General features: G+C 64.2%; 14 protein-coding genes. 10 read left to right on the top strand and 4 right to left on the bottom strand.

Translation table 11 applies throughout. The features are described from left to right. Positions 1–27 precede the first annotated feature (27 nt). From sufC to NFG57_RS13480, 5 genes are all read left to right on the top strand, one after another. Positions 28–780: a Fe-S cluster assembly ATPase SufC gene (gene sufC / locus NFG57_RS13500; RefSeq protein ID WP_045995118.1), complete on the top strand. Its 753-nt coding sequence runs from the start codon at positions 28–30 to the stop codon at positions 778–780. Further along, the gene (gene sufD / locus NFG57_RS13495) at positions 777–2,123 is read left to right on the top strand and encodes a Fe-S cluster assembly protein SufD (protein ID WP_108133009.1); all 1,347 of its coding nucleotides are present in this window, start codon (positions 777–779) and stop codon (positions 2,121–2,123) included. Before sufC ends, sufD begins: the two co-directional genes overlap by 4 nt. A gap of 2 nt (positions 2,124–2,125) precedes the next feature. Continuing rightward, positions 2,126–3,367: a cysteine desulfurase gene (locus tag NFG57_RS13490; RefSeq protein ID WP_045995120.1), complete on the top strand. Its 1,242-nt coding sequence runs from the start codon at positions 2,126–2,128 to the stop codon at positions 3,365–3,367. Between the two features lie 86 nt (positions 3,368–3,453). Then, positions 3,454–4,026 carry a putative Fe-S cluster assembly protein SufT gene (sufT, locus tag NFG57_RS13485; RefSeq protein ID WP_045995121.1) on the top strand — a complete coding sequence of 191 codons (573 nt, stop codon included), beginning with the start codon at positions 3,454–3,456 and terminating at the stop codon, positions 4,024–4,026. A 58-nt stretch (positions 4,027–4,084) separates the two neighbouring features. Next, the gene (locus tag NFG57_RS13480) at positions 4,085–4,861 is read left to right on the top strand and encodes an ElyC/SanA/YdcF family protein (protein ID WP_071211162.1); all 777 of its coding nucleotides are present in this window, start codon (positions 4,085–4,087) and stop codon (positions 4,859–4,861) included. A 100-nt stretch (positions 4,862–4,961) separates the two neighbouring features. On the opposite strand, the gene NFG57_RS13475 is transcribed toward NFG57_RS13480, so the two are convergent. The 4 genes from NFG57_RS13475 to NFG57_RS13460 form a co-directional block, all read right to left on the bottom strand. Next, on the bottom strand, positions 4,962–5,438 hold the full coding sequence (locus NFG57_RS13475; RefSeq protein ID WP_045995122.1) for a hypothetical protein: 477 nt from the start codon (positions 5,436–5,438) through the stop codon (positions 4,962–4,964). A 288-nt stretch (positions 5,439–5,726) separates the two neighbouring features. Then, positions 5,727–6,641, bottom strand: a complete 915-nt coding sequence (rimK, locus tag NFG57_RS13470; RefSeq protein WP_045995123.1) for a 30S ribosomal protein S6--L-glutamate ligase — start codon at positions 6,639–6,641, stop codon at positions 5,727–5,729. 33 nt (positions 6,642–6,674) lie between these two features. Next, positions 6,675–7,112, bottom strand: a complete 438-nt coding sequence (locus NFG57_RS13465; protein WP_045995124.1) for a RimK/LysX family protein — start codon at positions 7,110–7,112, stop codon at positions 6,675–6,677. Positions 7,113–7,203: 91 nt separating this feature from the next. Beyond that, the gene (locus tag NFG57_RS13460; RefSeq protein WP_348814536.1) at positions 7,204–8,241 is read right to left on the bottom strand and encodes a DUF3549 family protein; all 1,038 of its coding nucleotides are present in this window, start codon (positions 8,239–8,241) and stop codon (positions 7,204–7,206) included. A 479-nt stretch (positions 8,242–8,720) separates the two neighbouring features. Between NFG57_RS13460 and NFG57_RS13455 the strand changes: the two genes are divergently transcribed. From NFG57_RS13455 to NFG57_RS13435, 5 genes are all read left to right on the top strand, one after another. Then, complete coding sequence (locus tag NFG57_RS13455) at positions 8,721–9,467, top strand: amino acid ABC transporter substrate-binding protein (protein ID WP_287165107.1); 747 nt, start codon at positions 8,721–8,723, stop codon at positions 9,465–9,467. A 17-nt stretch (positions 9,468–9,484) separates the two neighbouring features. Then, positions 9,485–10,159: an amino acid ABC transporter permease gene (locus NFG57_RS13450; protein WP_045995127.1), complete on the top strand. Its 675-nt coding sequence runs from the start codon at positions 9,485–9,487 to the stop codon at positions 10,157–10,159. Beyond that, on the top strand, positions 10,156–10,905 hold the full coding sequence (locus NFG57_RS13445; protein ID WP_108450180.1) for an amino acid ABC transporter ATP-binding protein: 750 nt from the start codon (positions 10,156–10,158) through the stop codon (positions 10,903–10,905). The genes NFG57_RS13450 and NFG57_RS13445 overlap by 4 nt, the downstream gene beginning before the upstream one ends. Positions 10,906–11,088: 183 nt before the next feature. Then, positions 11,089–11,433 (top strand): YqcC family protein, encoded by a 345-nt coding sequence (locus tag NFG57_RS13440; protein WP_108133007.1) that lies wholly within the window; start codon positions 11,089–11,091, stop codon positions 11,431–11,433. 40 nt (positions 11,434–11,473) lie between these two features. Next, positions 11,474–11,974 (top strand): gamma-glutamylcyclotransferase family protein, encoded by a 501-nt coding sequence (locus tag NFG57_RS13435; RefSeq protein WP_348814535.1) that lies wholly within the window; start codon positions 11,474–11,476, stop codon positions 11,972–11,974. Positions 11,975–12,050: the final 76 nt, after the last annotated feature.

Raw genomic sequence — 12,050 nt, 5'->3', positions numbered from 1 at the left:
CGCGGCGGGCATCGCAAAGGTGTCTACATGCTCGAAGTCAAGGATCTCCACGTCACCGTCGAGGGCTCTGAAATCCTCAAGGGTCTGACCCTGTCCATCCAGCCTGGCGAAGTGCACGCCATCATGGGTCCCAATGGCGCCGGCAAGTCGACCCTGTCCGCCGTCATCGCGGGCAAGGACGGCTACGAGGTGACCGCGGGCTCGATCACCTTCGAGGGCAAGGATGTCCTCGAGATGGAGATCGAAGAGCGCGCCCAGGCCGGTCTGCTGCTGGGCTTTCAGTACCCGGTGGAAATCCCGGGGGTCAAGAACATCTACCTGCTCAAGGCGGCGCTCAACGCCCAGCGCGAGGCGCGCGGCGAGGGCGAGATTCCGGCACCCGAGTTCATGAAGCTGATCAAGGAAAAGGTGTCCTTCATGAAGATGGACAACAGCTTCCTGCAGCGTGCCGTCAATGAAGGCTTCTCCGGCGGCGAGAAGAAGCGTAACGAGATCCTGCAGATGCTGGTGCTGCAGCCCAAGCTCGCGATGCTCGACGAGATCGACTCCGGCCTCGACATCGACGCCATGAAGGTGGTGGCCGATGGGGTCAACTCGCTGCGCAGTGAAGATCGCGGCATCCTGCTGGTGACCCACTACCAGCGCCTGCTCGACTACATCGTGCCCGACCACGTCCACGTGCTGGTGAACGGCCGGATCGTCAAGAGCGGCGGCGCAGAGCTTGCCCATGAACTCGAATCCCGTGGCTACGACTGGGTCGTAGAGGAGCCCGCTGCATGAGTGATGTGCAACGCTTTCTCGATCGTCTGAACGAGCGCAGCGAGGCGCGCCGCGGCGAACCCACCTGGATCGCCGCACGGCGCCAGGCCGGTGCGGCCCGCTTCGAGGCGATGGGCTTTCCCGATCGCCGCGTCGAAGAGTGGAAGTACACCGACGTGCGCGCCATCAGTCGCACCGACTTCCAGCTCACAGGCTCTGCCGAGTTTTCCCAGGCCAGCGCCGCTGCCCTGACGCTTCCGCTGGACGCCCACCGTCTGACCTTCGTCGACGGCGTCTTTTCCAGCGCCCTGTCGGACCTGTCCGAGCTGCCGGGTGGCGTGCAGGTGCAGCCGCTGTCCCAGGCCCTGGAAGAGAACCACGAGGCCGTCGGCGGCCCGCTGGGGCGCCTGACCGGGGTCGAATTCTCGGCCTTCTCGGCGCTCAACACCGCCTTCTTCGAGGAGGGCGCGCTGGTGCGCCTGGCGCCCGGCACCGTGGTCGACAAGCCCATCGTGCTGCAGTTCCTGTCCCGGGCCAACGAGGCGCCGGTGATGAGCCACCCGCGTATCCTGATCGAGGCGGGCGGACGCAGCCAGGCCACCGTGATCGAACACCATGTGGGTGAAGAGGGCGCCGCCAACTTCACCAACCTGGTGGAAGAGGTGATGCTCGATCGTGGCGCCAACCTGACCCACTACAAGCTGGTGGAGTCGCCCGAGCAGGACCTGCACGTGGCCAGTATCCACGTGGAGCAGTGCCGCGACGCTCAGTTCACCTCCTTCAACATCACCCTCGGTGGTGGACTGGTGCGCAACGACCTGGTCAGCGACCTCAATGGCCAGGGCGCCGAGGTGACCTTCAATGGTCTGTTCTACGGCCAGAATCGCCAGCACGTGGACAACCACACCCTGGCCAACCACAACGCGCCCCACACCTTCTCCCACGAGAACTACAAGGGCATCCTCGATGACCGCGCCCACGGCGTGTTCAACGGCAAGGTGATCGTCAAGCGCGACAGCCAGAAGATCGAGGCCGACCAGAGCAACGCCAACCTGCTGCTCTCCGATCGTGCCCAGATCGACACCAAGCCCGAGCTCGAGATCTACGCCGACGACGTCAAGTGTTCCCACGGCGCCACCACCGGTCAGCTCGACGAGGAAGCGGTGTTTGCCCTGCGTACCCGCGGGCTGGATGAGGCCACTGCACGTGGACTGCTGACCCTGGCCTTCGCCGGTGAGGTGATGGACCAGGTGAATCTGGACGCGGTGTCCGAGCGGGTCGAGCTGACCGTGGCCGGCAAGCTGCCCGAGCGCTTCCACCTGGCCGGTCTGGTGGAAGCCGCCGTGGCCCTCAACGAGGACTGAGCATGACCCACTTCAGCGATCTGCTGCTCGATGTGGCGAGGGTGCGCAAGGACTTCCCGATCCTCGATCGGGAGGTCCACGGCAAGCCCCTGGTCTATCTGGACAACGCCGCCACCAGCCAGACGCCACGTCAGGTGATCGAGGTGTTCGATCACTACTACAGCCAGATGAACGCCAATATCCATCGTGGCCTTCACACCCTGGCCGACGAGGCCACGGCGGCCTTCGAGGGCACCCGGGAGACCGTGCGTGCCTTTTTGAACGCCGCGAGCACCCGCGAGATCGTGTTCACCCGTGGCACCACCGAGGCGATCAACCTGGTGGCCCAGAGCTGGGGGCGCGCCAACCTCGGTCCCGGTGACGAGGTGCTGATCTCCCAGCTCGAACATCACTCCAATATCGTGCCCTGGCAGCTGCTGGCGGCCGAGCGCGGCTTCACCATCAAGGTGATCCCGGTGGATGAGCGTGGCGCGCTGGATCAGGACGCCTACCGTGACCTGATCGGCGAGCGCACCCGGCTGGTGGCGGTCAATCACGTCTCCAACGCCCTCGGTACCATCAACCCGGTGGCCGAGATGGCCCGGGTCGCCCATCAGCACGATGCGCTGATTCTGGTGGATGGCGCCCAGGCGGCACCCCATGAGCCGATCGATGTTCAGGCCATCGGTGCCGACTTCTACGCATTTTCGGGGCACAAGGTCTATGGTCCCACCGGCGCCGGCGTGCTCTACGGCCGCGAGGCACTGCTCGAGGCCATGCCGCCCTGGCAGGGTGGCGGCGAGATGATCGCCACGGTGTCCTTCGAGACGCCGACCACCTTTGCCGCCATTCCCCACAAGTTCGAGGCGGGCACGCCGGCCATCGCCGAAGTGATCGCCCTGGGCCGTGCCATCGAATGGGTCAACTCGATCGGCCTTGAGCACATCAGCGCCTGGGAGCATCGCCTGCTCGAGCACGCCACCGAAAGCGTGGCGGCGGTGGATGGCCTTCGCGTGCTGGGCACCGCGCCGGACAAGGCAGGCGTCTTGTCCTTTGTGGTCGACGGCGTGCATAGCCAGGATATCGGTCTGCTGATCGACCAGCTCGGCGTGGCGATTCGTACCGGCCACCACTGCGCCCAGCCGCTGCTGGCCCAGTTCGGCGTCGATGCCACCTGTCGCGCTTCCTTTGCGGCCTATAACACCCCGGAGGAAGTCGACGTGCTGGTCGAGAGCCTCCAGCGGGTGATCAGCATGCTGCGCTGAAGCAGCAGAGCGGCTCGGGGCGGCGCGTGCCGCCTCGAGCCCTGGTTGGCAAGGGAGTCATTCGGCGTACCCGCCTAAGGAATTGCATGAGCGAACACGATCAGATTGCTCAACTGAGCAAGGGCCAGCAACTGCCGTTGCAGCGGGACGTGGAGGTCATCTCCATTCCCTTCGGCAAGACGGTGACGCTTGACGAGGACAGCATCGTCTCGGTGATGCAGGCCAAGGGCAGCACCCTGAGTGTTGCCTACGAGGGACGTCTGTACCTGATCGAGGGATCCAACCTGGACGCGGTGGGCCTCGAGCCGATGCCACGCCCGACACTGGACCCCGAGGCCGACGATGCGGCGATCGAGGCGTTTGTCTGGGATCAGCTCAGGACTTGTTTCGATCCCGAGATCCCGGTCAATATCGTCGATCTGGGACTGGTATACGGTTGTCGTATCGAGCGCCTGATCAGTGGTGAGCGCATCGTCACCATTCGCATGACCCTGACCGCCCCCGGTTGTGGCATGGGCGATGTGATCGCGGCGGATGCGCGCAACAAGATTCTGGGAGCACCGCAGATTTCCAAGGTGCATACCGAGATCGTCTTCGATCCCCCCTGGAGTCGTGAGATGATGAGCGACGAGGCCAAGCTGGAACTTGGCATGTTCTGACCCGGCCCTCTCTGGCCCGCGCAGCGGGTCCTGACCTCCGCTGTCAATTGGAATCGTCATGCGCGAGCCGCTGTTCACGATGTTTCGTCGCCTGCTGCTGTGTCTCGGTAGCCTGGTCCTGTTGCTCGCCCTGGCCTTTGTCGCGGCCAACGCCTGGGTGGTGGCCACCACCCGCGATCGCATCGCTCCTCGCCTCGTCGAATGCCGCCCCCACCAGGTCGGCATCGTCTTCGGTACCTCCCACTGGACCCGCAGCGGTACCCGCAATCCCCACTTCGAAGGGCGCATGATCGCCGCCGCCCGGTTGATGAACGAGGGACGTCTGCGCCACCTGCTGGTGTCCGGTGACAATGCCACCCGCTACTACAACGAGCCGGTGACCATGTGGCGCGATCTCAAGGCGCGTGGCGTGCGCGAGGTCGACATGACGCTGGACTACGCCGGTTTCAGCACCTTCGATACCCTGGCCAGGGCCCGCGACGTGTTCGAAGTGGAGCGCGCGCTATTGATTACCCAGGACTGGCACCTGCCGCGGGCGCTGTTCATCGCTGATGCCCTGGGACTTGAGGTCGAGGGCTGCCCGGCGCCCGAGAGGGAGGGTTCTCGCTGGCTGATCCTGCGGGAGTGGGTGGCCCGGGTGGCGACTCTGGGGGATCTCTACCTGTGGCAGCGCGAGCCGCGCTTTCTTGGCCCGCTGGAGCCTTTGAAGATCGCGGCGCCGGCAGCTCGCATCGAGGCTCGGAGTCTTCACGAGATCATCGATGAGGTGTTGACCAGAGGCGACGCCAGTGTGGCGCCATTGCTGCTGCGCACGCCCGACGCCGACAAGAACTGAGAGCAGTCGCTTTCCCCAGGCATCCGCTTCACCAATAAAAACGCCTTGCCGGCAGAGCCTGGCAAGGCGTTTTCGTGGATTGGCGTTGTGGTCGGCGGCGTCAGCGTTTGACGGTTCGACGGCCTGCGCCACGCTTCTGGGCGGTCGACTTCTGCAGGTCGTAGAGCTCGCGAATCAGCGCGCGGCAACCCTTCCATACCTCTTCGATCACCGGCTCGATGGGGCCCGGCAAGGGATGGGTAAACAGGGTGGAGAGGGACTGCATCAGCACCCGCTCCTGCTCGAGCAGCTCGTTGATCAATACCTGTGAGTCGTTGCCGACAAAGCTCTTGAGACGACTCCACAGCCACATGTAGTCGTCGCGTTCGACGTCGGCATCACGCGGCAGCAGGTCGAGGTGTTCGCGCGCCAGCTCCTGGAGCTCGCGCATGGTCTTCTGGCGCGTCTCGAAGTGGGGCTCCAGAGCGTCGCGCAGCGAGGGTCGCAGGCGCTCGAGATTGTCCTGGAAATAGTCGACGCTGTCGGCCAGGGCCTCCAGCAGGCTGTCCATCGCCACCTGGCGATTATCGAGAAACATGCGCGTCACCTCCTCCGGTGACGCAAATTGTGGGGCTCCAGCAGGAGTTTTGCCACCCCTAATGTGGCAAATATTTATGATTCTTGCGGTGGGGTGGTCGATCGCTTCGACCTTGGTCGAAAAGCGCTGACAAAGTTGGCCCGGTTGCGGCGAGATATCGTCGTAGGCGAAGGGCCGCCTCGCGCTTGTGAGCGGTAAGTGAGCGCCAATGACAAGACGGGCGACCGTACTATCGGTCGCCCGTCGGCGTCATCCTTTACGGGGCTTTTATCTTGAGCCCTTGCCGCTTCAGCCCTTGGGTTTGGCCGGCGTACGGGTCCGTGGACGCGCCGTGGCGCTCTTTTCCAGGTGTTCGATGACCAGGCCGGCGATGTCCTTGCCGGTGGCGCTCTCGATGCCCTGCAGGCCGGGCGAGGAGTTCACCTCCATCACCACGGGGCCATGGTTGGAGCGCAGCAGGTCGACACCGGCCACGCGCAGCCCCATGGACTTGGCCGCGCGGATGGCGGTGGAGCGTTCTTCCGGGGTGATACGGATGACGCTGGCGCTGCCGCCGCGGTGCAGGTTGGAGCGGAACTCGCCTTCGGCCGCCTGGCGCTTCATCGCTGCCACCACCTTGTCGCCGATGACAAAGCAGCGGATGTCGGCGCCCTTGGCTTCCTTGATGTACTCCTGAACCATGATGTTGGCCTTCATGCCCATGAACGCCTGGATCACCGATTCCGCCGCCTGGTTGGTCTCGGCCAGCACCACGCCGATACCCTGGGTGCCTTCCAGCAGCTTGATCACCAGCGGGGCGCCCTTGACCATGGTGATCAGGTCCGGGATGTCATCGGGGGAGTGGGCGAAGCCGGTCACCGGCAGGCCGATGCCCTTGCGAGACAGCAGTTGCAGTGAGCGCAGCTTGTCGCGGGAACGGGTGATACCGACGCTGTCGTTGAGCACGGTGACGTTCATCATCTCGAACTGACGCAGCACGGCGCAGCCGTAGAAGGTGACCGAGGAGCCGATGCGCGGGATGACGGCGTCGAAGGGCTCGAGTTCCTCACCCTTGTAGTGAATCGACGGATGGTGAGAAGCGATGCTCATGTAGCAGCGCAGCGTATCGACCACCCGGGCCGTATGGCCGCGTTGTTCGGCGGCTTCCACCAGGCGACGAGTGGAGTAGAGATTGCGGTTGCGGGACAGCAGCGCGATATGCATGTGCGAGTCTCCAGGTCAGGGGCGGTGGATCCGTCAGGGTTCGCCGTGCAGAAAGGTAGCGCCGGGCGCCACCAGCAGGCGGCGCAGTGCGCGGCGACCGAGAAGCATGGGGTGGCGCATGTTGCGCCGGTCGGTCAGGGATAGCTCGACGGGAAATTCCAGATCCCCCATCTGCATCTGGGTGCGAATGAAGTAGCGCCACTCGGCCTGGCCGTTGGAGCTGGTGACCTTGCGCCGATCATGCAGGTGCATGCGGTACTGATGTGACGGACTGTCGGGGCCGCCGGCACGGGTGACGAAGCTGACCCACAGGATCTCGTCCTCCTCGAAGGACTCGATCTCCTCGGCGTGCAGCGCCGAGGTGCGAGCGCCGGTGTCCACCTTGGCACACAGATGCAGGTGCATCTGCGGCAGGATCACCATCTCGCGGCGACCGACGACGGCCTGAGCCTGAAAGGGCAGGTCCTTCATGTCTTCTCCTTGTCGCGGGATGCTGCTTGTTATTCAGGCGACGTCCGTTGTCGAACTGTCAGTGGCAACGAACGTCACACGGGCAAGCGAATCAATGACCGCCTGTGCCCTTGACCGCCGCCAGTCGGCGAGCGGTGGCGGAGTCCTTCGGCGCCTGACGCAGCGTCATCAGTACCGGCAGACGCAGCCGGGGGATCTGCGCCAGGTCCCTCGCAACGGCCAGGAAGTCGGCCCCGTCGCATTCGGCGACCCGCTCCAGAAACAGCGGCAGGCGCTCGGCGTGCTCCAGGTGTTGCCAGCCCCGTGCGGCGATTGCCGCGAGGGTGTCCGGGCCGCAGGCATCGCTATCGGCCAGCAGGGCGTCGAACCAGTCACCGGCCAGGCTGTCGGGCGCGTTGCCCACGGCGCGTACACAGGCGCAGAAGGTCTCGATGTCGCCCTGGCTGGCGGCCTGTTCGCCGCGCTGACGCAGCGCCTCCGCAAGCTCTGCTGATAGTGCTACATGTTCCAGACAGTAGCATAGCGATGTCAGCACTTCGCTGTGCAGCTGCGGGATAGCGGCCACCAGCGAGGCCTCAGTCTCGGGGGTGAGACGCGCCACATGGTCGGCCAGCCCCTGCAGGCCCAGCGCCTGCCAGTCGTGGCCACCCTGGCCCGACAGGAAGGCTTCGACCGGCTCAAGGTGCTCGCTGGCGGGACGCTCAAGATCGGCGCTGGCTCGGGCGTGCAGCATCGCCTGAAAGGTCAGGGAAGGGGTGAAGGCCAGCGGGTTGTCCTTCATCAGGTTGTCGATCTCGCCGCCGTCGGACTGCTCCAGCGCTTCTGCGCTGCGGCCCAGGGTGGACAGCAGGCGCTCGAGGAAGGCGTCCCGCTGGGCGGCATCCAGAAGGCCCTGTTCGTCCACCGGCAGCGCCAGGAACCAGATCAGCGGGTCGCTCATGTCACCCAGGCGAAACACCAGCGCCAGGCGGGCACGACCCTGCCAGGGTTCCGGCCAGGGGACCTGGCCGCTCTCGAAGTCTGCCAGGGTCTCGAGCGCGCAGGGTTGCACACGCCGTCCCATATGATAGAGACGCACCTCGGCACCGGTCAGGGTGAAAAAGTCGTGAAGACGATGGATCGCTTGCATGGCCCCTCCGAAAGATCAGCGTGCACTCTATCGCGCCGCTCGAGGAGTGTCAGCCGTCCACGGCGGAAATTTGTGCATCCCTCGCACTGTATTTTGCTGCACCGCTGGTGAATTTTTGATCAAGCGCCGCGAAAGAGCGTCAGAAGCGGCTCGGCGTCATCTGTCAAAGGGTTATCCACAGGGACATTCAGCGCTTCTGTGAATGAATGATGGTGGGGATAAGTCGGTGAGGTGACAGTTAGCCGACGGCTGTCGGCGGTTGTTCCCGGAAAGGGCGGTCGCAATAGCAGGAGGCTATGGTTCACCCTGGGATTTTTCACTGCGTCTGCTATCGATTTGGAATATAATAGCGGTCGTTTATTCCAAATCATGCTGAGCCATCGAGCAGCCCAGGGTTGAAGTGGCGATGGATGCCTCCACCTGTCACCCTCCCGGGCCATGCCGCACTGGCCGCCCCAATCGTTTTCAAGGAGCCGTCCATGGTTCGTCATCTGGCTGTTTCTCTTGCCGCCGCAGGTGCCATCGGTGTCGCTGCCGGTGCCCACGCCGACACCCTGAAAGTCGGCATGTCCGGTGGTTACTTTCCCTTTACCTTCGTCGAGCAGGACACCCTCAAGGGCTTCGAGGTCGACGTGATGGAAGCGGTGGCCGAAGAGATGGGCACCGAGGTGGAGTTCGTCACCGCCAACTTCTCAGGGTTGTTCGGCATGCTCGAGTCCGGGCGCATCGACACCATCGCCAACCAGATCACCATCACCGAGGAACGTGAGCAGAAGTACCTGTTCACCTCGCCCTATGTGTATGACGGTGCTCAGGTGGTGACCAAGGAAGGCAATGACGAGGTCTCCGGTGTCGAGGATCTGGCGGGCAAGACCGTGGCCGTCAACCTGGGCTCCAACTACGAGCAGTTGCTGCGCGAGCTGCCCTACGCCGACGAGATTGATATCCGCACCTATGAGAGCAACATCGAGCAGGACACCGCGCTGGGTCGTGTCGATGCCTTCGTCATGGATCGCGTCAGCGCCACCCAGGTGATCAAGGAAAAGCCGCTGCCGCTGGCGCTGGCCGGCAAGCCGTTCTCCGAGATTCGCAATGCGCTGCCGTTCCGCCAGGACGACCAGGAACTGCGCGACGAGGTCGACCAGGCGCTTGACACCCTGCGTGAAGACGGCACCTTGAGCGAGATCTCCGAGCGCTGGTTCGATGCCGATATCACCACGCCCTGAGCGGTGATCGACTCTCCATGAGCATTCTCGACCTCGACTACATGGTTGGGCTGGTGCCCATCCTGCTCAGCTACCTGCCCCTGACCCTGGGGATGGCGCTGGCCGGGATGGCGCTGGCTCTGGTGCTGGCCTGTGGCCTGGCGGTGATCCGGGTACTCAAGATCCCGGTTCTCAACGGCCTGACGCTGTGGTTCATCTCGTTCTTTCGCGGCACGCCGCTGCTGGTGCAGCTGTTCCTGTTCTACTACGGGTTGCCCCAGGTGCTGTCGTTTCTGACCACCATCGATGGCATCACCGCCACCATCATGGGGCTGACGCTGCACTTCTCGGCCTATATGGCGGAGTCGATCCGCGCCGCCATCGTCGGCGTGGATCGCAGTCAGACCGAGGCGGCGCTGTCCATTGGCATGACCAACGGCCAGTTGATGCGCCGGATCGTGCTGCCCCAGGCCACTCGCATCGCGGTGCCGACGTTGATGAACTACTTCATCGACATGATCAAGGCCACCTCGCTGGCGTTCACCCTGGGCGTCACCGAGTTGATGGGGGCGACCCAGAAAGAGGCCGCCGGTAGCTTCCTGTACTTCGAGGCCTTCATCACCGTGGCGTTGATCTACTGGGCCATCGTCGAGGCACTGGCCTGGCTGCAGCGGCGCCTGGAATCCCGACTCAACGAGGCCTATCGTCGATGATCAAGCTAGAGCGACTGACCAAGCGCTTCGGTGATACCACCGTGCTCGACGGTATCGACCTGGAGATCCAGCAGGGCGAGATCATCGTGGTAATCGGCCCCTCCGGGACCGGCAAGTCGACGTTGCTGCGCTGTCTCAACTTTCTCGAGCAGCCCGATGGTGGCCGATTGACCTTGGGTCCGCTGAATCTGGACCTGACCCAGGCCAGCAAGTCCGAGATCCTGGCTGCCCGTCGACACACGGCCTTCGTGTTCCAGAACTACGCGCTGTTTGCCAACAAGACGGCGCTTGAGAACATCGCCGAGGGTCTGATCGTGGTCAACCGCTGGCCCAGGGCCAAGGCCCACCAGCGGGCACGGGAGATCCTCGAGCGCATCGGCATGTCGGACAAGGCGGACGCCTATCCGGCGTCGCTGTCCGGGGGCCAGCAGCAGCGGGTGGGGATCGGCCGCGCCATGGCCGCCCAGGCCGAGGTGATCCTGTTCGACGAACCCACCTCATCGCTGGATCCCGAGTGGGTCGACGAGGTGCTGGCGTTGATGAAGCAGTTGGCGCGTGAACGCCAGACCATGCTGGTGGTCACCCACGAAATGGCCTTTGCCCGTGACGTGGCCGACCGGGTGGTGTTCATGGAGGGCGGGCGCATCGTCGAGCAAGGGCCTCCCTCGGAGCTGTTCCATGCACCGCAGGACCCGCGTACCCGGGACTTCCTGCGCAAGGTACTGCCCGCCGCCGAGCCCCTGTAGGCCGAATCGCTCATCCATCCGGCGAGATCCTCGTTCGAGAAAGTCTGCACGTCGAGGCGTGCCCTTCGAGGTGCCGCATTTGCAGCGGTTTCTTGGGGGGCGCGTGTTGCTGCCGGGCTGGCCCTCGCTGGTCCGGCACGCGACAATGACGTGCACCTAGCCCATTTTCAAAGCGGAGGCATCATGCCCACCGAACCTTCCGTCCACGACGCCCTGGGCGCGGCCCTGCGCGAGCTCGAGGCGACCATGAAGGCCGCCAACATGTGGCGTATGGACAAGCCGGAGGCCGCCGCCTTCAACAGTCGGCAGCCGTTCTGCATCGATACCATGTCGCTGCCCCAGTGGCTGCGCTTCGTGTTTATCGCCAGGCTCGATACCCTGGTCGAACAGCGTGCACCCCTGCCCGCCAGTTGCGATGTGGCCCCGGCGGTGGACGCCTACCTGATCCAGGAAGGCGCGCGCGCCCAGGACCGGATGCTGTTGCAGAAGGTTGTCGAGGATATCGACCGGCTGATCACCGAAAACTGAATCGCCGGTAACGGAAGAAGTCCCCAGCGAGGAGAAGGCGATGCCCTGGTACTTTGCCTATGGCAGCAACATGAACATTGAGCGTGTCGCCGCGCGCATCGGCGAGACCCGGCGTGTGCTGGCCGGCAGCCTGGAAGGCTACGCGCTGCGCTTCAACAAGGCCTCCCGGGTGCCGGGCATTGCCCACGCCAATGTGGTGCCGGCGCCAGGCGATCGGGTCGAGGGCGCGCTGTTCGAACTCCTTGAGCCAGAGCAGATCCGGCAGATGGATCCCTTCGAAGGTTACCCGCACGAGTACGACCGTCATCGTCTGCCGGTGCTCACCGAACAAGGGCCGATCGAGGCCTGGGTCTATATCGCCGGCGCCGAACGCCAGGGGGATGGCCTGCGGCCCGCCCGCGAGTACCTTGAGCACCTGCTGGCCGGTCGTGACTTCCTCAGCGAGGGCTACCACCAGGCGCTGGCGGCGGTAGAGGCCGTCGAGCACCTCGATGATGCCACTCTGGGGAGGTTGGGGCTGTCACGTTATCATCCCCGCTAAGGCTTGTACGAAAAGCGCCTGCGCTCGGTAATACGGCGTTAAAAATCGCGTCAAAATGCTCATTTACATCTCGTAA

It is taken from the genome of Halomonas sp. H10-59 (assembly GCF_040070555.1).
Classification (GTDB): Bacteria; Pseudomonadota; Gammaproteobacteria; order Pseudomonadales; family Halomonadaceae; genus Halomonas; species Halomonas litopenaei.
The sequence above is the reverse complement of the archived record's forward strand: the minus strand, read 5'-3'. Positions and strand labels throughout refer to the sequence as shown.